Genomic DNA, 21,131 nt, shown 5'->3' with positions numbered 1-21,131 from the left:
CTCTCCGTCGGCTGGTTGTTTCGGGAAATCGAGCGAATGTGATCGCACGGGGGCGGCGAATGGGGATAAGGCGCCCATGCATTCGACTCGGTGTCAGGGGATATCAGCGAAATGATCGATGCCTTCGCTGGAATTCACTCGGGAAGAGCCGGAAGGCTCACCCGCCCTGGCGCTCCTGCCACAGCAGCCATCGCAGGATCGACGGGTCCTCGTACGTCGGCCCGTACGCGGCGTGGTAGTCCGGCTCGGAGAAGGCTTCGTTGCCGTACTCGGTGTACCGGACGAGGTCCTCGATCTCCTCCGGGGCGGCGCCGGCGGCCCGATACGCGTCGCGCAGCAGCTGTGCCGAGTCGCGTCCGTAACTCACGGGCAACAGGTGGTCGTTGAGGCCGTGGGTGATCCAGACGGGCGTCTCGGAGGCGGCGATCCGCTCCGCCTGGTCGGCGCTGACGCGGAAGCCGCCGGTGACCAGCGCGGCGCTGAACAGACCCGGCTGCTCGGCCAGTGCCTCCCAGGCGAGGGTGGAGCCGTAGGACACGGTCGACGCGTACACGCGGTCGGGATCCACGGCGTGGGAGCCCGTGAAGTCCGCGACCAGCGCGGCCATGATCTCCGCCTCGGCCGGGGCGCCGACCCGCTGGTTCTGCGGCGCGAGCACGATGACGTCCTCGTCGGTCCCCGTCCACTCCGAGCCCAGCCAGGCGGTGGCCGGGATGTCGGCGGCGAGCTGGACGCCCAGGTTGTCGCCGTCCCAGCCCATGCCGTGGCCGGGCAGGATCACCATCAACGGGTAGCGCCGCCGGGGGTCGTAGTCGCTCGGCAGGTGGTAGGCGTACGGCAGGACCATGCCGTTCCTGAGATACGTGTCCTGCGCGAACTCGTCGACCAGCAGGTCGACCGGACGGCCCGTCAGCGGGTGCGCGGTCGACGAGCCGGGGGACAGCAGCCTGCCCCGGCCGTCGCCGTGGCCGGGCTGGGCGTAGACGTCCTCGTTCTGGGTGACCCGGGTCGGCAGGTCCTCGTTGACCTTCACCGAGCAGCGGACCGTCGGGCACCGGGAGACGATGACGGTGTTGCCGCCGGGGTCGGTCGGCGCCAGTTCGACGACGACGTAGCGGCCGGCCCTCGACCTGCCGTCCTCCCGCAGCTCCGGCGCGCTGTTGGTGTAGATCCGGGTGACGGTCCGGTCCGCGAACCGGTCGAGGTCCTCGATCGGGTTGTAGCGGAAGTTGTAGACGCTGTCGGTGACGGTGAAGGTGTCCGCGTCGAGCGTCCGTGGGTTGACGGTGGCGGCGTACTCGACGGCCACGGCCTCGACCTTCTGGCCGTAGGTGTGCACCCGCGTGATGGCGGTGACGCCGCGGACCCCGCTCTCCGGCCTTCCCGAGGTCGAAGCCGCGGTGGGCGCCGCGGTCGACACGGGCGCGAACAGCGTGCCGAGCAGGGCCAGGGTGGTGAGGGGTACGGCGAGACGGCGAATGGGCATGGGTGACCTCCGGTCGGTCCGGCTGCCTCGGCGAAAAGGGGCGGTGACCGCCCGGGGCGAGGCTGCCCGCAAGGCGCTAAATCGTGTTAGCGACGCGGAGGAGTCTCTTGGCGCGCCCGACGGGTGTCAAGACCGTCGACGTGACGAAGCCGTCAGTGGGCCGGTGCGGCCACCGAGCCGCGCAGACGGACCGGCATGGGAACCCGGTGCGAGCCGCCGTCGGGTTCGAGCCCCTCGCGGTGCCGGTCGATTTCGGCGAAGAGGACGTCGACGGCCTTGCGGCCCAACTCGTAGTGGGGGAGGGCGACGGTGGTGAGCTTCGGTCGGATCCAGGTCGCGATGGGGTGGTCGTCGAACGAGACGACGGAGACGTCGTCGGGCACCCTCAGGCCGGCGCCGTCGAGCGCCTGGTAGGCGCCGAGGGCGAGCCGGTCGTTGAGGCAGACCAGTGCGCGGGGCCGCTCGGCCGTCAGGAGTTCGGAGGTCGCGGCGTACCCGTGCTCCGGTTGCCAGTCGGGACACACCCGGCCGCTGGCGATCTCCACCCCCGCCTGACCGAGGACGTCGCGGATGCCGGTGAGTCGTTCGACGCCGGCGACGGTTCCGGGGGGCACGTCGTGGACGCCGGGGCCGGCGCCGACGAGGTGGATGCCGGCCCGGTGGCCGGCGTCGAGCAGCAGTCGGGCGGCGGCGCGACCGGCCTCGACCTCGTCGGGGAGGACCGAGGGCAGCGGGGAGGGCTCCGCCGGCAGCGCGTTGAGCAGCACCGCCGGGGCGGTGGTAAGGGCGGCGGGGACGGGGATGGTCCTGGTGAACATCGAGGCGAAGACGATGCCGTCGACCCTGCGGTCCTGCATGGCCTCCAGCAGGCCGCGCTCCAGGTCGGGTTCTCCCTCGGTCTCGCCGATGAACAGCATCACGCCCCGCTCCCGCGCGGCCTCCAGCGCTCCCTTGATCATGTCGCCGGCCAGCCGCGAGGTGGCGACGGTGTCCGAGACGAAGGCGATGGTCCGGGTCGTGCCGGTGCGCAGGCTCTGCGAGACGATGTCGGGCCGGTACTCCAACTCCTCGGCGGCCCGCAGCACGCGCTCCTCGACGCTCCGCGATATCCGCAGCTCACGGCCTCGCCCGGAGAGCACCAGGGAGGCCGTGGTGCGGGAGACGCCCGCGCGCTTGGCGACATCGGTCATGGTCACCCGTCGTGGGCTCACCGGCGGACCTCCAAGGCATCACATCCGACCAACATCTTGACAGTCGACAGCGCGGCGGTAACACTAACCGCCGCTAACACGATTTAGCAACCGGCTCGGGACGTCTGGCCCTCGCCGGTCAGCCACGAATCCAACGGAGTGTGCGCAATGACGCGTTCCATCAGCCGTCGGGAGGCCGCGCTCGGGTTCCTGGCCGTCGCGGGGACACTGGCAGTCGGCTGCGGCGGGCCGGGCGGCAGCGGGTCACGGCGGTCCGACACCGGCCCGTCGCCCTCGGCGGCGCCCACCATCGGTAGCGAACCGGTCACGCTGAAGGCCTACTTCGAGACCGGGTTCCCCATGGCGCGGGCTCTGACCGACGAGTTCACCCGGCAGTTCCCCAACGTCACCTGGGACATCCGCGAGGACCAGTTCGCGGTGATCACCCAGAACGCACCGCGCGTGCTGGCCGACGACCCGCCGGACCTCATGCGGCTTCCCCAGGTGTCCGAGCTGGTGGGCGACGGCCTGTTGCTGAACCTCGACGGCTACGCGGAGGTCTTCGGCTGGGACGGCTGGCCGCCGTCGCAGCTCGAACAACTGCGTGTCGGAGACGGGGGCCGGCCCCGCGGCGAGGGCTCGCTGTACGCGATGGGCCTGAACTTCAGCATGACCGGCGTCTTCTACAACCGGACGCTCGCCGAGCGCATAGGCATGGCGTCCCCGCCGGCCACGCTCGCCGAGTTCGACGAACTGCTCGCGAGCGCCAAGGACGCCGGCATCGTGCCGATCGTCCAGTTCAACGGCGGCGCGACCGGCGGATTCGCCTTCCCGCTGCAGAACCTGATGGCGGCGTACGGAGAACCGGGCCCGATCAACGACTGGATCTTCCAGAAGCCCGACGTCACGATCGACACGCCGTCGAACCTCTCGGCGGTGCGGCACCTCCAGGAGTGGATCGAGGCGGGCTACTTCGACCCGGACGCCAACGCCATGGAGTACGCCCAGATGATGAGCACGTTCATGGCCGGCGACGCCCTGCTCATGTTCAACGGCGACTGGGAGTCGGGAAACCTCGACGGCGAGATGCCGGGCGAGGTGGGCTTCTTCCTGATGCCGCCGGCAGAGGAGGGCGGGCCCGTCGCGACCATGTCCGCGCCCCTGACGTACGGGATCAGCGCGAACGCCGCGCACCCCGACGAGGCCGCGTTCTTCCTCCACTGGGCGTCCACCGACGAGCGCGCCCGTGAGATCGTCGTCGAGGTCGGCGGTTCCCACCCGATGGGCCCCCCGGACGCGCACATGCCGGAGGTGGCCGAGGACAGCGTCACCGGGCAGACCCTCGCCGCCGGCGCCCGGATAGCCGAGGACGACGGCGCGATGGACTTCATCGCCAACGCCACGGGATCCGTCTACGCCAAGGGTTGGACCCCCCAGTTGCAGCGGCTGTTCGCGGGTGACCAGAACCCGGAGGGGCTGCTGGCGGCGGTGCAGCGCGAGTACGAGATCGAGGCCGGGAGCTGAGCGGCATGACATCGCCGACCACGGACCCGCAGCGCGGCCCCGGCCCGACACTCCGGCCTGTCCTGGGCCGTCGGCCCGGACTCCGCACCAGGTGGTGGGTCGGATGGTTCTTCGTCGCCCCGGCGCTGGCGGCCTACGCCGTGTTCGTGCTGTGGCCGATGGTCCTCACCGCGCAGTACTCGCTCTACGAGTGGAACGGCATCGGACCCTCGACCTGGGTCGGCCTCGACAACTACGGGCGGGTCTTCACCGATTCCGAGCTGTTCGACACGATCCTCAACGCCTTCCGGCTGATCGTGTTCTTCAGCGTGATACCCGTGCTGCTCGGTCTGGCGATCGCCGCCACGATCCGGCGGATCGCCACCAGCCGGCTGGCCGTCGTCGCCCGGACGGTGGTGTTCATACCCCAGGTCATCCCGCTGGTGGCCGCCGGCATCACCTGGAGCTGGCTGCTGTCGTCGAACGGCCTGGTCAACCAGCTGCTGTCGGCCATCGGGCTCGGCGGGGTGACCCGGGCCTGGCTCGGCGACCTCTCCACCGCGCTTCCGGCCGTCGGCGTGATCGGCGCCTGGGTGCAACTCGGCCTGTGCACGCTGCTGTTGCTCGCCGGCATGAGCAAGATCGACCCCGCGCTCTACGAGGCGGCGCGGCTCGACGGGGCGGGTCCGCTGCGCGAGTTCCTCTCCGTCACCGTGCCCAGCCTGCGCCAGGAGATCGGCGTGTGCGTCACCGTCACCGTCATCTCGGCCCTGGCCAGCTTCGACATCATCTACATCTCCACCCAGGGAGGACCGGGTAACTCGACGATGGTCCCCGGCCTGGAGATCTACTACCAGGCGTTCTCGGACCGGGAGATCGGCGTGGCCTCCGCGCTCGCCGTGGTCCTCATGGCCCTCGTGCTCCTGTGCGTCCTTCCCATCCAGCGGCTCACCAGGGAGCGGCCATGATCGTCGGCAAGCGCGAGGCGTGGACGGGGCGGGTGTTCCTCGTCCTGCTGATGGCCTTCACCATCGTGCCGTTCGTCAGCCTCTTCGTCACCGCGCTCCACCCCTCGGGCAGCTACCCCTCCGGACTCGAGTGGCCGAGCGAACCGCGGTGGGGGAACTTCGCCGACGCGTTCCGGGCGGCCCACATGGGCGACCTGCTGTGGTCGAGCACCCTGATCGTGCTCGGCGTGGTGCCGGTCTCGCTGGTGCTGGCCACGATGGCCGGCTTCGCCCTCGGTCACCTCCGGATGGCGGGGCGCCACCTGGTCTTCCTGATGTTCGTGCTCGGCCTGACCCTGCCCTTCGAGGGCATCATCACGCCGCTGTACTACGTGGTGCGCGACATGGGCCTCCTCAACACCAGATGGGCCATCATCCTGCCGCTGATCGGCCTGTTCATGCCCTTCGCGGTCTACTGGATGCGCGCGCACTTCATCAACCTGCCCGACGACCTGTCCGAGGCCGCCCAACTCGACGGCGCCAACGTGTGGCAGCTCTTCTGGCGCGTCCACGTCCCGCTGGCCGCGCCCGCGATCTCATCCCTCGCCATCCTGCTGTTCCTGTGGACCTGGAACCAGTTCCTGCTCGCCATCGTCCTGGTCGACGATCCGGCGCGGCGCACCATGGCCGGCGCGCTGGGCGCCTTCCAGGGCCAGTGGGGCACGGACATCCCCCTGCTGTGCGCGGGATCCCTGCTGATCCTCGCGCCCACGCTCATCGTGTTCCTCATCTTCCAACGCCGCTTCGTCTCCGCCCTGTTGCAGGGCTCAGTGAAGGGCTGACCGAGCGATGCCGAACGACAACGGCCCGACGACAGGACAGGCGTGACAGACACCCGCCCCACCCGGTGGACCCGGCATGACCTCGATCGACTCGCCGGGGAACCGGCGACCACCGCGCCCGTCATCGACCCCGCCACCACGCCCCGCGTCCTCCCCGAGCACGACATCTGGGACCTGTGGCCGGTGCAGCGGGAGGACGGCACCACCGCCACGGTCCGGGAGGGCGAGCTCTGGATGACGCTCTCCGCGCCCGCCGTCGGCCATCCCGAGCACCGCCACGACATCGCGCGCCTCCATCTGCTGGCCAGGGCCGGCGACCGCTGGACGGACCTCGGGCACGCCTTCCCCGACGGCGCGTCCCCTGGCAGCCGTGAGTGGTCCGGGTCCGCCCTCCTGCGACCCGACGGCACGGTGTCCGTCTTCTACACCGCCACCGGCGAACGCGGCGAGGCCCGCCCCACGTTCCACCAACGCGTCGTCGAGGCACGCCCCGAGCTGATCACGGACGGCGGTGCGACCCGGCTGGCGCGGGACGTGGAACACCGCGTGGTGCTGCGCTCCGACGGCCGCTCCTATCTGCCGGCCGACGAGATCGACGGCGGCCCCGGCCGGATCAGGGCCTTCCGCGACCCCGCCTGGTTCCGCGACCCGGCCGACGGCGTCGCGTACCTGCTCGTCGCGGCCAGCGTGCCGTGGGGCGACCGCTTCATGGGCGCCGTCGCCCTCGCCCGGGAGACCGCCGGCGGCTGGAGCCTGCTCCCGCCACTGCTGGTGGCCGACGGCGTCAACCACGAGATCGAACGCCCGCACGTCGTCGTCCACCGGGCCCGCTACCACCTCTTCTTCTGCACCAGCCGCCAGTCGTTCCATCCGCCGGGCGCGCCCACGGGTCTCTACGGCTTCGTCGCGCCCAGCCTGACCGGCCCCTACGAACCCCTCAACGGCTCGGGGCTCGTCGTGCGCAACCCACCGTCGCGCCCCGACCAGGCCTATGCCTGGTGGGTGCTCGGGGACCTCAGCGTGGTGAGCTTCGTCAACTACCTCCTCCCGGACGGCAGCGACCCCCGACAGCTGCCGGCCGCCGAGGCGAGAGCCGCCTTCGGCGGAACCGTCGCACCGGTCCTCGACCTCACCCTCGACCACGCCACCGCCCACGCTGTGCCGCGTGGCGTGTCCGACCTCGCGCCCACGCCCGCGGAATGAGCCGACGCCGCCGGCCCTGAGGTTCCGGGTGAGGTGGGCCGGGGACGTGGTGCCGGGGTTCGACTCAAGGGGACGCCCCGCCCGGCCGATGGCGGTGGCATGGAAACGTCTTCTCGCGATCTCGCACGCCGTCCGCTGCTCCGCCGTCTCCTCGGGGCGGCCGGGCTGGTCGGCGGCTGTCGGTTCGTGGTGCCGGGAGCCCTGGCCGGGCCGGTCGACGCCCTTCGGCCGCGCCCGGCGGCGGCCGCGGACGCCGAGGGTCTTGAGGCGCTGTTCGGATCGGAGAACCGGGTGATCGCCACGCACGAGCCCGTGCTCGCGGTGACGTTCAACGCGGCCTGGAACGACTCCGGCCTGGACAGCGTCCTCGGCGAACTCGCACACCGGGGCGCGCCAGCCACGTTCTTCCTGACCGGCGACTTCGCCGACCGGTGTCCCGAGGTGGTGGAGCGGATCGCGGCCGCGGGACACGGTCTTGGCAACCACTCCTACAGCCACCCCCACTTCAGCGACCTGACCGCGGCCGGCAGACGCGAGGAGGTCCGGGCCGCGGACCGCGCCCTGCGCGCGGCCGGAGCGGGAGCGGCCCTGACCCCGTTCTTCCGGTTCCCCTACGGCGAGACCACGCCCGAGCAGATCGGCGAGGTCAACGCGCTGGGGTACGCGGACATCGAGTACACCGCCGACACCAACGGCTGGCAGGGCACCGAGGGTGGCATGACCGTGGACCACGCGGTGCGCAGGGCCCTGGACGCCCTGTGCCCCGGGATGATCCTGCAGATGCACATCGGCGATCCCGGGGGCGGCACCGACGTGATCGACGCCCAGGCCCTGCCACGGATCCTCGACGCGACCACCGCCCACGGCTACCGCGTCATCGACCTCCGCACCCTCCTCACGCCCGCGGCCCGGCAGGCGCCGACCAGCGCGACGAGGCCAGCGGGACGATCGGTGTGATGTGCCGATGCCGGGACCTCCGGCTCAGAAGTGGCCGCCGAAGCTGTCGCCGCCGAAGCCGGTCGGCCACGTGGTGACGTGCCGGGTCGACGTCCGGTCACGGGACGGCGACGGCTCCTCGGGCGGCCAGGGATCCGGGCGTCCCGCCCGCTCCGCGACGGTCAGGAAGTGCTCGTGCTCGTACCGGTGACGCTTCTCGGCGAGGACGGCGCGCAGCCTTGTGCCGTTCGGGTCTTCGCGGTCGTACCGTTCGAACTGCTCGGTGAGGAAGAGCAGCGGGAGCAGCTCCTGGTCCTCGTCGGGCAGGTAGCCCGCGTCCACCACGGCCGCGACCGCCTCCGGCCGGAGCTTGACCGCGCGGGCCAGGACGGCCCTTCGCATGCCCCAACCGTGTCCAAGATTGCCAGGGGCCGGTCGATGATGACGTCTTCCTCGATCCTCGACCCGTCGACGGAGCACGCCAGTTGCAGGACCCATCGGTTCGGATCGGCCTCGCGACAGGCCGCGAACTGCCGGGTGAGCAGCAGGAAGACGGGGGCCCAGGCGGGCCCGGGTCAGGACCCGGTCGCGACCGCGCCGCCGCCGGCGGCCAGGAGCCGCAGGTGGGCGGGGAGGGCGGTGAGTCGCTCGATGCGGCGGACCGTCTCGTCCGCCGTCGGCGACGGTCCGCCGGTGACGAAGTCGATGCCGCGGTCCAGCCAGATGCCGGTGAGCCCGGCGAGGGTGGCCGCGTGCACATCGCCTTCCAGCATGTCGCCGACATTGACCGCCTGCGCCGGGTCCGTCCGCATCCACCGGCAGGCGCTGGCGTAGGCGGCGGGCTTGGCCGCGCCGAGTTCGGTCGGGGTCAGGACGGCTTCGAAGTATTCGAGGAGGCCGAAGCGGGCGAGCTTGGCGCGCTGCTGCTCCGGGTCCCCGTTGGTGAGAACCGCCAGCCGCGGTCCTCGGGGAAGCCCTTTCAGGGTCTCCAGGCAGGGCCGCGCATCGGGGTAGCACCGCCAGGACTCCTCGAACACGGTGAGGTAGCGCTCGGCGATCCAGGCGTCAAGCAGGCCGGGACTTTCCGGAACCGGCTCGCCGAGCGCCGGCAGGAAGGCACGGAGCCTGCGTCGGTGGTGCTCGGCGAAGGAGCACTGGCCGGCCAGGTACTCCCGCATGTGGCGGGCCTCCAGCGTCCACCACAGCGTCACCAGCTCCTCCGGCGGAGCCGTCGCGTTCGGCGCGGTCCTGACGATCTGGCCGATCGCTTCCAGGACCGCGCTCCGGTGGTCGACCAGGGTGCCGTCCAGATCGAAGAAAACCACATCAGCCACGGGCGATGGTCCCACGGCCGTCGAGCCCACAGGCACGAGCCGTGTCGGGTGGCCGCTCGCGGTTCACTTCGCCTGGGCGAGCCACATCGCGTCGGGGCCGGCCGGGAAGCGGAGTTGGCCGGTGGTGTCGTGGACGGCTCGCCAGACCGTCTCGGCGACGTCGCTCTCCTTGGTGAACACGTCCTGCGCCATGAAGCCCTCCATGGTCTTCTTCGCGAACGCCGCGTAGGGCGCCGGGACGAGCTGGTCGGGGGAGGCGCCGTTGGTCGCCTTGGCGGCGAAGCCGGTGGTGAGACAGGCACCGGGCTCGACGGTCTTGGCCTGGACGCCGAAGGGGGCGAGTTCGAGGGCGAGGGAGGCGGTGAATCCCTCGACGGCCATCTTGCTGGCCTTGTAGACGGCGGAGAGCGGCATGTGTCCCAGGACCACGCTGGACGTCACGTTGACCACGACGCCGGAGCCGCGTTCGCGGAACTGGGGGAGGACGGCCTGGGTGGTGGCCATGACGCCGAAGGTGTTGGTCTCGAAGACCTCGCGAACGTGGGCCATGGGGGTGCCCTCGAAGACGCTGATGGAGGGGACGCCGGCGTTGTTGACCAGGGCGTCGACGGGGCCGGCCGCGTGGAGGGCGGCGGTGATGCTGTCGGGCTTGGTCACGTCGAGTTCGACGACGCGCAGGCGGTCGGACTCGGGGAGGAGGTCCGGACGGGGGGTGCGCATGGTGGCGATGACGTTCCAGCCCTGGGCGTGGAAGTGGAGGGCGGTCGCCCGGCCGTATCCGGAGGAGGTGCCGGTGATGAGGACGGTCTTCATGGGGTGGTCCCTTGCGACGTGGTGGGATGCGGAAGATGGACAGGCATTTTCCTGCTTGGCGGGAGAACCTGTGATCCCATTGGATCGCTCTGACCTGCTTGGACTGTAGAACTATCCTCGCTCATGCTTGCACGATTCTCTATCGCGCCTCTGTCAGTTCAGGTGAGGGCGCCTGCGGGGGTGCGTACGGTGTGCCGGAGGTGGGCGGCGTCCCGGCTGGGTGGCGCGCCGAACTGGCGGCGGTACTCGCGGCTGAACTGGGAGGGGTTGTCGTAGCCGACGCGCTGGCCGACGCCGGTGACGTCGCCGGGGTGGGTGGCCAGCAGCAGCCGGGCCTCCTGGAGCCGGATCTGCTTCTGGAACTGGATGGGGCTCATCGCGGTCACGGCCTGGAAGTTGCGGTAGAACGCGGAGACGCTCATGCCGGACATGCGGGCCACGTCCTCGACGCGGAAGGGCTGCGCGTAGTGCTCGCGGATCCAGCGCACGGCCCGTGAGATGTGGCTGAGGCCGCTGTCGGCGAGGCCGAGTTGGCGGACGGTCGCGCCCTGCTCGCCGGTGATCAGGCGCCACAGGATCTCGCGTTTGACCAGCGGGGCCAGCACCGCCCGGTCGCGTGGCTCGTCGAGCAGGCGCAGCAGCCGGATCGCGGCGTCCAGCAGCGCGGGTGGCGCGTCGCTGACGGCGATCCCCGAGGGCGTGCCCCCGCCGGCGCGGGGGATGTCGCCGGGGCCGGCCTGGAGGAGGAGTTCGGCGACGGCGGAGGGATCCAGCACCAGGCCGAAGCCGAGGGCCGGTCGCTCGGGCTCTGCCTGGGTGAACTGGCCGGTGACGGGCAGGTCGACGGAGGCGACCAGGTACTGCCCGGGGCCGTACTCGAAGACCCGCTCGCCCAGCGCGAGGCGTTTGGTGCCCTGCGCGATGACCGCGAGGACCGTGCCGGACATCGAGAACGCCGGCGGATCGGGCCGGTCGACCCGGGAGATGAGGACGTCGTCGATGGCGGTCGTCCAGTCGGGGCGCGCGTGCCGGGCCAGCAGGGCGCGAAGCTCGTCGAGGTGCATGCCCCCATTGCAGCACCCTGCGCGGCCTGGCTCCCGAGGTGGGGAGGATCGTGCAGGTGCCGGAGAGCATCGTTCTATCGTTTACGCAGGTCAGGGCGGTTGAATCGAAGCGCGTCACTCCAGTGTCCTGGAAAGAAGGAGTCCATCGATGCGTGCCACCTACGGCTTCGCCGCCACCCTGACCGCCAGGCCCGGCATGGGCGACCAGCTGGTCGACCTGCTGCTCACCGGCCTGGACGAGGGCAGCCCCGGCGCGAGCGAGCACTGCCTGGTCTACCTCGTCTCCCGCTCCGCGTCAGAGCCCGATGTCGTCCACGTCACCGAGGGCTGGACCAGCGAGGAGGACCACCATCGGCTCTTCGCCGGCGAGGTCGCCCAGGCCATCGTGGCGCGGGTCGACGCGCTGCTGGCCAAGGAGTCGGCATACACGGACCACGTCCCGATCCGCGGCAAGGCCACCCTCTGAAGCCCTCCGACCACCGCACGGCCCACCACCCCGCCACCCCCCGCGAGAGGCGACGACCATGACCACGGCACGACCCGACCTGGACCCCGAACTGCGCGCCCTGCTGGCCGACCTGCCGCTGACGGCCCAGCTCACCCCGGAGATCCTCGCCCAGCTGCGACAGCTCCCCGCGACGCCCGTCGAACCACTTCTCGCCCACCGGCGGGTCGACCGGCGCGAAGTCACCGTGCCCGCCCCGGACGGCACCCCGATACCGTTGTCGGTCTTCTCGCTCAAGGACACCGACCGCACCAGCCTCGCGCCGTGCGTCTACTGGATGCACGGCGGCGGGATGGTCATGGGCGACCGCTTCTCGCAGCTCGACATCCCCCTGGAGTGGCTCGACGAGTTCGGCGCGGTCGTGGTCTCCGTCGACTACCGGCTCGCGCCCGAGGCCACCGGCACCACCCTCGTCGACGACTGCTACCGGGGCCTGCGCTGGATCGCCGCGCACGCCGCCGAACTCGGCGTCGACCCCACCCGGATCGTCGTCGCCGGTGCCAGCGCGGGCGGCGGCCTGGCCGCCGGCGTCACCCTGCTGGCCCGCGACCTCGCCGGCCCGGCGATCGCCGCCCAGCTGCTGATCTGCCCCATGCTCGACCACCGCAACGCCACCACCTCCAGCCGCCAGTACTCCGGCGTGCCCGGCGTGTGGACCGCCGAGACGAACGCCTTCGCCTGGCGCTGCGTCCTCGGCGACCTCGCCGACGACCAGGTGCTCCCCTACGTCTCACCCGCACTCGCCAGCGACCTCTCAGGACTGCCGACCACCTATGTCGACACCGGCTCCGCCGAGGTCTTCCGCGACGAGGACACCGACTACGCCACCCGCGTCTGGGCCGCCGGCGGCCAGGCCGAACTCCACGTCTGGGCGGGCGGCTGCCACGGCTTCGACGCCCTCTACCCGCAGGCACCCATCTCGGTCACGGCCCGCCGAACCCGCACCGACTGGCTCGCCCGCGTGCTGTCCGCGAACCCCGCCGGGTAGCGGCCTCGGGGATGACCTCACTGAGGGATCATGACCTGATCGTGGCGGGCGTTCGCGCCTTCCTGACCGAGGGAGACAATTTATGAGCGAGCAGGGATCGTTCCGGCGGCTGGCGGCCGGTCAGCTGGCCCGCGTCCGGATCTGGGACCGCGCGTCCGGGGCGGTGCGCACCGTGTTCGAGTCGCGTGACCGCCTCTTCGAGGCGCCGAACTGGACCCCCGACGGCCGGTTGCTGGTCAACGGGGACGGCAGGCTCTGGCTGCTCCCGGCCGACGGTTCCGGCCCGCCCCGGGAGATCCCCGCGGCGGGTCTGCCCGCCGTCAACAACGACCATGTCCTCGCCCCCGACGGGGCGACGGTGTTCGCGTCGGCCAACGACTGGCACATCTGGGAGGTCCCGCTCGACGGAGGCGCCGCCCGCCGCGTCACCGCCGACGACGGCGGGATGCACTTCCTGCACGGCATAAGCCCCGACGGACGGCGTCTCGGCTATGTCCGCCTCGATCCGGAGGGCGACAACTGGTGGGCGTCGGCCACCATCCACACCGTCGGCCTCGACGGAGAGGACGATGTCGCCGTCACCACGCACCCAGGACCGGCGGACGGCTGCGCGTGGACACCGGACGGCGAGTGGATCGTCTTCAACACCGAGCAGTTCTCCGACACACCGGGCCACGCGCAGCTCGCCCGGGTCCGGCCGGACGGGACGGAACTCGAACAGCTCACCTTCGACGAGCGCGTGAACTGGTTCCCGCACGTCGCGCCGACCGGGGACGTCGCCGTCTACCTCAGCTACCCGCCGGGCACGACCGGGCACCCGGCGGACCTGCCCGTCGAACTGCGGCTGGTGACGGTCGGCGCCTGGCGGGAGCCCACCACGCTGGTCGCCCTCCTCGGTGGGCAGGGCACGATCAACGTGCCGAGCTGGGCCCCGGACGGATCCGCGTTCGCCTTCGTCGACTACCCCTTCGACCAGCGGGACGAGCCGGCGACCGAGTGACCGGCTGAGGCCCCGTCACCGTGGCCGGTCGGCCCGCCGGCGGCCCTCGGGCGGCGGGCCGACCGACCGGGACGGGCGGAGCCGGTGGGCGACGGCCACCAGCACGAGGGTGAGCGCCAGGAGCCCGGCCCAGATCACCCACCGCTCGGGCCACACGCCGGCGGAGGAGTGGCCGTGGTCGGGTCGGCCGCCGTCGGCCCCGGAGGCGATGACGGCCGCCAGGCCGGCGATCGTGGCCACCACCGCGAGTCGGCCGGCGGCGCGCGCGGTCAGCGGCAGCGGGCGCGACTCCCGGCCGGGACCGCGCAGCCGCAGCCGCTCGCTGGGGCGGGCCGGCGCCAGCAGCCGGAGCAGCAGCAGCCCGGCGAGCGGCATCTGGAGGGCCCAGACCAGGGTGCGGAACGAGCCGTCGAACCAGACGTTGGTGCCGTACAGCAGGGTGTGCCAGACGCTGAGCACGTAGACGACGATGACGAAGCGGTGCAGCGCCCGCCACAGCCGGGAGCCGGTGGTCTGGCGCAGGTAGAAGGCGAGGCCCAGGACGATCCCCAGGTAGAAGGCGAGCAGGCCGATCAGGATGGCCACCCGGCCCGTTCCGGTGGCGTAGCCGCCGGGGACGAACACCTTGACCAGGGTCTCGCGCACCAGCTCGCCCATCGGCTGGTTCTCGAAGTTGGTCTGGAGCTCGGCGCCGAAGAACGTGGCCATGTGCAGGAACATCAGCCCGATCGTGGTCAGGCTGGTGGTGCGGTGCCACTTCTCCACCCGGGCCGCCGACAGCCAGCGCCAGGGCGGGCGCGCTCCCGACCTGAGCAGGCCGAGGACGACCGTGATGTACGCCCACAGCAGGGCCGACCAGCCGAAGGCCTGGCACAGCCAGTACCACCAGTACTCGGACGCGTCCTCGAAGGGCGGCATCATCCGGATGCTGGGCGAGCTGCCGTTCTCGACCCTGGCCCACAGCCACCAGAAGACGAGGCCGGTGACCACCAGCGCCAGGCTGGCGTCCGGTATCGCGGCGCGGGCGTCGGCCCGCAGCCCGGGCCAGTCGAAACGCCGCGTGCCTCTTCGCCTTCCCGAGGAGGGGACGGGTGGTCGCGCGGCGTCTGTCATCGGAGTCCACCTTCTCTGAGCGGCTTCTCGGCGTTTCGGCGGGACACCTGGGCAGTCGGACCGGAAGGACGTCCGGTTCCCATCGACTTCGCGCGGGCGCGCGGGCGGCGGTGACACCCCACTGGCCCAGGGCCGTTTGCCGGCCCCTGGGCGGCGGCCGAGCATGAGGCTGTGGCAGCGCACACGACGGGAATCGGGCGGCGGGGGTTTCTCGGCGGATGCGCCGGTGTCGTCGCCGGCGGGGTCGTCGGGTGTGAGACCGCCGCGCCGAAGGCCGAGCCGGTGCGCCGCCGGGCGGGCGCGTCGCGGGACGAGGACTGGCGGATCAGGGACCAGGGCCCGGAGGACGCGGTCCTCGGCTACGCCGACCGGGTGAGCGTGCGGCCCGGCGAGGAGCTGGGGCTGCGGGTGTCCACCACCGCCCGCCGGTTCCGGGTCTCGGCGTTCCGCGTCGGCTGGTACGACGGCGCGGAGGCCGAGCTGGTCTGGCGTTCCGAGTCCGTGCCGGGCCGGGAGCAGCGCGAGCCGCGGGTGCACGACATCACCAAGGCCGTGCTGGCCGACTGGCGCAGGAGCCTCACCGTCGACACCACCGACTGGCCGGAGGGCGCCTACCTGCTGCGGCTGGACTCCGACGACGACCACCAGCGGTACGTGCCGCTGATCGTCCGCTCGGCGAGCGGCGCCGGCCGCACCGTGCTGATGCACGCCCCCGCGACCTGGCAGGCGTACAACGTGTGGGGCGGCTACAGCCTCTACCAGGGGCAGGACGGCAGCCACCAGGGCCGCTCCAAGGTGGTCTCCTTCGACCGGCCCTACGACCGGGACGGCGCCGAGAAGTTCCTGGTGTACGAGCGCGCCGCCGTCGTGCTGGCCGAGCGCCTCGGCATACCGCTGGCGTACACCACGGGCATCGACGTCGACCGCGACCCCGACGTGCTCAGGGACGCCACCGCCGTGCTCGTGCTGGGCCACGACGAGTACTGGACGCCGCGCCAGCGCGAGCGCGTCGCCGAGGCCCGCGACGCCGGCACCAATGTCGCGATCCTGGGCGCCAACACCTGCTTCCGGCGGGTCAGGCTGGAGACCGGCCGCCTGGAGCCGGAGCACGAGCCGGGCCGCGCCGTCGCCTGCTACAAGGACTCGTACCCGCAGGACCCCAGCTACCCCGACGACCCGAAGCGGGTCACCACCGACTTCCGCGCCGACCCCGGCGCCGATCCGGAGTCGTCCCTGACCGGCGTCCTCTACGAGGGCTATCCGACCGACGCGCCCTACGTCGTCCACGACCACCGGCACTGGGTCTTCGACGGCACCGGTGTCGAGAAGGGCGAGTCCTTCGACCATCTGGTGGGCGTCGAGTACGACCGGGTGACGCCGGACGCGCCGACCCCGGAGCGGATCCGGATCGTCGCCCACTCACCCCTGGAGTGCAAGGGGAAGGCCAGCCACCAGGACTCGGCCTACTACACGGTGGACAGCGGCGCCGGCGTCTTCTCGGTCGGCACCATGCGCTGGGTCGAGGGGCTGATGGCCGGCACCGACGCGAACGGCCGCAACCACGGCATGGACGCCCGCACCGGCCGGTTCGTCACCCGCGCCACGGAGAACGTGCTGCGCGCCTTCGCCGAGGGCCCGGCGGCGCGGCACCGCCCCGAGCCGGAGAACAACGTGGACCGGGTGTACGACGAGGACTGACCGGGGCGCGCCGTCAGGTGAGACCCCGCGCCGCCTCGATGAGCTCCGGGCCGTACGAGGTGAAGACGGCTCGCGAGCCGAGGACGCGCGTGATGTCCACGCATTCCGCGCGCCCCTCCGAAATCGAAATGTCCGGCGAGGGGGGGCCGGTGAATAAAAGGGCCGCGGCGCTTCGCCGAATACGCGGGGAACCGGCCGCGAAGTCGCCCGACTTTCCGCGGAGTTGATCCCAGGGGGCGCGCTCATAAAGGTGTGCGCCCCCCGCGCGCCCTTGTGCTTCCCCGGAGCGCGGATTCGTGTGTGCAATGCGACGGTGACGGGTGAGGATGTGTGAGTTGGGGGCACTCGACAGAGGTGGGAAACGACTGCCGGGGAGGCACCAGACGTGATCCGATTACTGCTCGTGCACGACGACAATCTGCTGCGCTGTGCGCTGGCTTCGCTGCTGGCCGTCGAACGGGACATCGAGGTGGCGGCCGCGTCCTGGCGGGAGGTCGTGCCGCCGGGCGCGTCGGCGCCCTCCGCGGACGCGTGGCTGGTGGACACCGACTGCGCGGGTTTCGCCGCGCTGACCGCGGAGGACCCGGTGGTGGCCGGCGGGGGAGTGGGCCACCGGGGCGAGGGCGGTGGGGGGCGGGCGCCGGGCCTGGTGGTGCTCGCGCCGACGGGTCGGCCGGGGCTGCTGCACCGGGCCTTCACCGCCGGCGCGCTGGGATTCGTCAGCAAGGGCGCCCGGCCGGCATGTCTGCTGGACGCCATCAGAAGCGTCGTGCGCGGCAGCCGTTATGTGGATGACGCCCTCGCCTTCGATTTCTTCAGCGCCACGCATATGCCGCTCACGCCACGCGAGCTGAATGTTCTCTCACTCGCGGCCGACGGCGCCCCGGTGCCGGAGATCGCGGAGCGGCTCTGGCTCGCCGAGGGCACGGTGCGCAATTACCTGGCCGCCATCATCCGGAAGACCGGCGCCCGCAACCGGGTCGACGCGATCCGCATATCCCGCAGCGCCGGCTGGGTCTGACCAGTCGGCCGCCAGATCGCGGTAAGCGGCGGAGCGTTCGAGCAGTTCCTCGTGCGAGCCGAGGGCGTGGCCGCCGCCGTCCAGCAGGAGCACCCGGCCCGCCCGGCGGGCGGAGCTGATCCGGTGCGCGACGACGATCAGCGTGCCACCGGTCCGGGCCGCGAAGGCCCGCTCGGCGCGCGCCTCGGCGGCCGGGTCCAGATGGCACGTCGCCTCGTCGAGCACCGCCACGGGCGCCAGGGACAGGTAGGCCCGGGCCAGCGCGAGCGACTGCCGCTCGCCCGCGGACAGGGCCGCGGGCGTCACCCGGCCGCCCGGGCCGCCGAGCCGCTTCACCAGGGCGTCCGCGCCGACCGCCGCGGCGGCGACGAGCAACTCGTCGTCGTCCGGTGGTCCGGGGCGCAGGTACCCCAGGTTCTCGGCGACGGTGCCGGAGAACACGTACGCCTCCTGCGGGATCAGCACCCGCAGCCCGGCCAGCTCCGCCGCGGCCCGGCCGGCCAGCGGCTCGCCACACAGCACGATCTCGCCGGCGCCGGGCCGCAGCAGCCCGGAGACCAGCAGCGCCAGCGTCGACTTGCCGGTGCCGCTCGGTCCCACCACGGCCAGGTGCCCGCCGGTCGGGAGCGTCAGATCGAGCCGGTCGAGCACCGGCTCCGCCCGCCCGCCGTAGGCGAAGGAGACGCCGCGCAGCACCAGCGCCGGCCCACCCGCCGGCGGCCCGGCCGACGGTCCGTCGGGTGGGACAGTGGGTGCGGCGGCGGGCGGCTCGGCGAGCAGCCGCCCGGTGACCACGGCCAGCCGGGCGCCCGCGCCGCCGACGCCCTGCACCAGGCTGGTCAGGGCGGGCAGCAGCCCCTGGAGCACGAAGGTCACCGCGCCCACCAGCTCACCCGCCGTCACCCCGCGGTCGAGCAGCCAGGGCGCCAGACACACCAGCAGTCCCAGCGGCAGCTGCCCGCCGAGCGCGAGCGCCACCACCCGCGTGGTCCCCCAGCGGGCCAGCGACAGCGCGGCCCGCAGCTCGCCGTCGACCCGGGCCGCCGCCCCGGCCGCCACCCCGTCCTCCGCCCCGCAGGCGGTGATGTCCCGCAAGCCCTCGCAGATCCCGCCGAGTTCGCCGGCCAGCGCCTCGTCCGCCGCCAGCACCGCACGCTGCCGCCCGGCCAGCGGCCGCAGCCCGGCCGCGAAGACACCGAGCGCGAGCAGCAGCGGCGGCAGCACCACGAGCAGCAGTACCGGCGCCAGCAGCAGCAGGCCGAACAGCGCGCCGGCGGTGGTGAACACGAACGTCTGCGCCACCAGCACGAGACCCGCCAGGCTGTCCCGGGCGATCTCCGTCTGCGTCGTCAGCCGGGAGACCGCCGCCGCGTCGTCCCGCTCCGCGCCGCGCACGGCCCGGTCGAGGGCGCGGTCCACCACCGCGCGCACCAGCGTGTCGCGCAGCGGCTCCACCAGCTCGGCGACCGCCCGGTACACCCGGCCCGTGCTCACCGCGCCGGCCAGCACCCCGACCCCGGCCAGGGCCAGCCAGCCGAGCCCGGCGCCGGTGCGGCCGGCCAGGAAGCCGTCGTCGACGGCCCTGGCCACGCCGTAGCCGAGCAGGAACGACTGCCCCGCCTGCACCGCCGACCAGCCGGCCAGCCGGGCCACCACCCGGGGCCGGCGCCGCAACGCGCGCAGCCCGGCGGCCACCTGCCGCCCGGCGGTGACCTCAGCGGCCATCGGACTCCCTCCACAGCGCCCGGTAGTCGGCCCGCGCGCACAGCTCCCGATGGGTGCCGAGCGCCCTGACCCGACCGTCGTCGAGCCAGGCCACCAGGTCGGCCCGGGCGGCGGACGCGGGGCGGTGCGCGATCACCAGCCGGGTGCGGGCGCTCGCCGCCCGGTGCAGCGCCGCGGTGACGCGCCGCTCGGTGACGGTGTCGAGCCCCGAGGTGGCGTCGTCCAGCACCAGCAGCCGCCCGCGGTGGGTGAACGCCCGGGCCAGCCCGAGGCGTTGCCGCTCCCCGCCGGAGAGCGGGGCCGTCGCGCACCGGGTGTCGTAGCCGTCCGGCAACCTCCGGACGAAGCCGTCGGCGTCGGCCGCCCGCGCCGCGGCGACCACCCGCTCCCGCTCGACCGGCACCGGTCCGAGCCCGATGGCGTCGGCGATGGAGCCGCCCAGCAGCACCGGCCGCTCGAAGGCGTACCCGACCGCGTCGCGCAGCTCGCGCCGGGACAGTTCGTCGACGGGCACCCCGTCCAGCAGTACCCGGCCCGCGTCCGGCTCGGCCAGCCGGCCGGCGAGCGCGGCCAGCAGCGACTTGCCCGAGCCCGAGCGGCCCACCACCGCCACCGTGCTGCCCCCGGGCACCACCAGGTCCAGATCGCGCAGCACCGCCCGGCCGCCGCGCCGCGCGGTCACCCCGGCGAACGCCAGCTCCCCCGGGCCGGCGTCCGGCAACGATCGCGCCCCGTGCCGCGGCGGCGGTACGGCGAACACCTCGGCCAGCCGCTCGGCCGCGCCCCTGGCCCGCACCAGCCGGTGCACATGGGCGACGAAGCCGCCGATCCCGGTGGCGAGCACCACGTAGCGGGTGGCCGCGAGCAGCCCGCCGACGGACAGGGCGCCCGCCGCGAGCAGCAGTCCCGCGACGGCGACGACCGTCAGCTGGAGCAGCGGGACCAGCGCCGCCGCGCGGGCACCGGCCCTGGCGTTGATCCGCCACATCCGGTGCCCCTCGGCGCCCAGTTCGGGAAGCGGCGCCAACACCCGCTCGCGCTCCCGCCGTCCGGTGCCCGCGACGGCGATGGTCCTGGCGCCGCCCAGCGCCTCGAGCAGCCGGCCGGCCAACTGCCCCTGGACCCGCTGGTAGCGGGCGACCGAGTCGGCGGACGAGCGGGCGAACACGCGCAGCAGCAGCACCAGGAGCGGGGCGCCGGCCGTGAACGCCACGGCGAGCCGCCAGTCGAGCAGCGCCAGCGCCACCACACCGCCCACCGGCGTGACCAGCGCGGCGCCGGCGGCGGCCAGGGCGGCCGGGGTGGCGCCCGCGTGTGAGGCGTTGACGGTGACCCGGGCGACCAGGTCACCGGCCGGGAAGCGGGCCGCGGCACCCGGCCCGAGATCCAGCACCTGCCGCACCAGCCGGCCGCGCAGCCACGCCGCGGCGCGGGCGTCCGTGGTGGCGGTGAGCAGGCTGCCGGCGGCGTTCAGGGCGGCCTGGGCGACCAGCAGCAGCGCGCACAGCGCGCTCCACCGGCCGGCCGTCGGCGCGTCGTCGAGGAGCAGGTCGAGGGTGTGGCCCAGGGCCGCGGGCAGCGTCAGCGCGACGGCCGAGCCGGCCAGGGTCAGCGGGAGCAGCACGGCGACGCGGGTCGCGCCGTGCCCGGCGGTGCCGAGCGGGTCGAGCGGTCGAGGGGGGCGGCCCCGCGCCCAGGGCGCGGGGGGGCGCCGCCCGGCCCAAGGGGCGCTCACAGAAAGAGCACGAAGCGTTTGGTGAGGT

Annotated in this window: 18 protein-coding genes and 1 pseudogene; 10 read left to right on the top strand and 9 right to left on the bottom strand. The window is 72.9% G+C overall.

All coding sequences use genetic code 11. The features are described from left to right. Positions 1–157 precede the first annotated feature (157 nt). Together ACFWI8_RS00850 and ACFWI8_RS00845 are read right to left on the bottom strand one after the other, a co-directional pair. Positions 158–1,486 (bottom strand): hypothetical protein, encoded by a 1,329-nt coding sequence (locus tag ACFWI8_RS00850; protein ID WP_387084078.1) that lies wholly within the window; start codon positions 1,484–1,486, stop codon positions 158–160. Between the two features lie 152 nt (positions 1,487–1,638). Then, positions 1,639–2,697, bottom strand: coding sequence for a LacI family DNA-binding transcriptional regulator (locus ACFWI8_RS00845; RefSeq protein WP_387084076.1), 1,059 nt, complete (start codon positions 2,695–2,697; stop codon positions 1,639–1,641). A 147-nt stretch (positions 2,698–2,844) separates the two neighbouring features. Here ACFWI8_RS00845 and ACFWI8_RS00840 point away from each other — a divergent pair, with 147 nt between their 5' ends. The 5 genes from ACFWI8_RS00840 to ACFWI8_RS00820 all read left to right on the top strand — a co-directional run bounded on the left by ACFWI8_RS00840 (position 2,845) and on the right by ACFWI8_RS00820 (position 8,128). Beyond that, positions 2,845–4,200, top strand: a complete 1,356-nt coding sequence (locus ACFWI8_RS00840; protein WP_387084074.1) for an ABC transporter substrate-binding protein — start codon at positions 2,845–2,847, stop codon at positions 4,198–4,200. 5 nt (positions 4,201–4,205) lie between these two features. After that, the gene (locus ACFWI8_RS00835) at positions 4,206–5,147 is read left to right on the top strand and encodes a carbohydrate ABC transporter permease (RefSeq protein ID WP_387084072.1); all 942 of its coding nucleotides are present in this window, start codon (positions 4,206–4,208) and stop codon (positions 5,145–5,147) included. After that, positions 5,144–5,968: a carbohydrate ABC transporter permease gene (locus ACFWI8_RS00830; RefSeq protein ID WP_387084070.1), complete on the top strand. Its 825-nt coding sequence runs from the start codon at positions 5,144–5,146 to the stop codon at positions 5,966–5,968. Before ACFWI8_RS00835 ends, ACFWI8_RS00830 begins: the two co-directional genes overlap by 4 nt. A gap of 42 nt (positions 5,969–6,010) precedes the next feature. After that, positions 6,011–7,171, top strand: a complete 1,161-nt coding sequence (locus ACFWI8_RS00825; protein ID WP_387084067.1) for a glycoside hydrolase family 68 protein — start codon at positions 6,011–6,013, stop codon at positions 7,169–7,171. A 99-nt stretch (positions 7,172–7,270) separates the two neighbouring features. Next, entirely contained in the window at positions 7,271–8,128 is an 858-nt protein-coding gene (locus ACFWI8_RS00820) for a polysaccharide deacetylase family protein (protein ID WP_387084065.1), read from the top strand. Between the two features lie 24 nt (positions 8,129–8,152). Here ACFWI8_RS00820 and ACFWI8_RS00815 read toward each other — a convergent pair whose 3' ends face one another. From ACFWI8_RS00815 to ACFWI8_RS00800, 4 genes are all read right to left on the bottom strand, one after another. Then, entirely contained in the window at positions 8,153–8,509 is a 357-nt protein-coding gene (locus ACFWI8_RS00815) for a hypothetical protein (protein WP_387084063.1), read from the bottom strand. A gap of 173 nt (positions 8,510–8,682) precedes the next feature. Further along, positions 8,683–9,441, bottom strand: a complete 759-nt coding sequence (locus ACFWI8_RS00810; protein ID WP_387084061.1) for an HAD family hydrolase — start codon at positions 9,439–9,441, stop codon at positions 8,683–8,685. 63 nt (positions 9,442–9,504) lie between these two features. Then, complete coding sequence (locus ACFWI8_RS00805) at positions 9,505–10,254, bottom strand: SDR family oxidoreductase (RefSeq protein WP_387084059.1); 750 nt, start codon at positions 10,252–10,254, stop codon at positions 9,505–9,507. Between the two features lie 158 nt (positions 10,255–10,412). Then, complete coding sequence (locus ACFWI8_RS00800) at positions 10,413–11,318, bottom strand: AraC family transcriptional regulator N-terminal domain-containing protein (RefSeq protein ID WP_387084057.1); 906 nt, start codon at positions 11,316–11,318, stop codon at positions 10,413–10,415. Between the two features lie 148 nt (positions 11,319–11,466). Between ACFWI8_RS00800 and ACFWI8_RS00795 the strand changes: the two genes are divergently transcribed. The 3 genes from ACFWI8_RS00795 to ACFWI8_RS00785 all read left to right on the top strand — a co-directional run bounded on the left by ACFWI8_RS00795 (position 11,467) and on the right by ACFWI8_RS00785 (position 13,811). Beyond that, a complete protein-coding gene (locus ACFWI8_RS00795) occupies positions 11,467–11,784 on the top strand; it encodes a putative quinol monooxygenase (RefSeq protein ID WP_387084054.1) in 318 nt (105 codons plus the stop codon). A 58-nt stretch (positions 11,785–11,842) separates the two neighbouring features. Beyond that, the gene (locus tag ACFWI8_RS00790; protein WP_387084052.1) at positions 11,843–12,811 is read left to right on the top strand and encodes an alpha/beta hydrolase; all 969 of its coding nucleotides are present in this window, start codon (positions 11,843–11,845) and stop codon (positions 12,809–12,811) included. Positions 12,812–12,893: 82 nt separating this feature from the next. Then, positions 12,894–13,811 (top strand): TolB family protein, encoded by a 918-nt coding sequence (locus ACFWI8_RS00785; protein WP_387084050.1) that lies wholly within the window; start codon positions 12,894–12,896, stop codon positions 13,809–13,811. 15 nt (positions 13,812–13,826) lie between these two features. On the opposite strand, the gene ACFWI8_RS00780 is transcribed toward ACFWI8_RS00785, so the two are convergent. Next, complete coding sequence (locus tag ACFWI8_RS00780; protein WP_387084048.1) at positions 13,827–14,924, bottom strand: ferric reductase-like transmembrane domain-containing protein; 1,098 nt, start codon at positions 14,922–14,924, stop codon at positions 13,827–13,829. Positions 14,925–15,095: 171 nt separating this feature from the next. On the opposite strand from ACFWI8_RS00780, the gene ACFWI8_RS00775 reads away from it, so the two are divergent. Further along, positions 15,096–16,622, top strand: coding sequence for a N,N-dimethylformamidase beta subunit family domain-containing protein (locus ACFWI8_RS00775; RefSeq protein ID WP_387084046.1), 1,527 nt, complete (start codon positions 15,096–15,098; stop codon positions 16,620–16,622). Between the two features lie 385 nt (positions 16,623–17,007). After that, positions 17,008–17,643, top strand: coding sequence for a LuxR C-terminal-related transcriptional regulator (locus ACFWI8_RS00770; protein ID WP_387084044.1), 636 nt, complete (start codon positions 17,008–17,010; stop codon positions 17,641–17,643). A gap of 219 nt (positions 17,644–17,862) precedes the next feature. On the opposite strand, the pseudogene ACFWI8_RS00765 reads toward ACFWI8_RS00770, so the two are convergent. Further along, positions 17,863–19,368, bottom strand: a pseudogene (locus ACFWI8_RS00765) (ATP-binding cassette domain-containing protein); the annotation flags it as partial. Then, entirely contained in the window at positions 19,358–21,103 is a 1,746-nt protein-coding gene (locus ACFWI8_RS00760) for an ABC transporter ATP-binding protein (RefSeq protein ID WP_387084042.1), read from the bottom strand. The pseudogene ACFWI8_RS00765 and the gene ACFWI8_RS00760, both read right to left, overlap by 11 nt. Between the last annotated feature and the right edge of the window lie 28 nt (positions 21,104–21,131).

It is taken from the genome of Streptomyces sp. NPDC127098 (assembly GCF_042722465.1).
Classification (GTDB): domain Bacteria; phylum Actinomycetota; class Actinomycetes; order Streptomycetales; family Streptomycetaceae; genus Streptomyces; species Streptomyces millisiae.
Note: the sequence above shows the minus strand (reverse complement) of the source record. Positions and strands in the feature narration are given on the sequence as shown.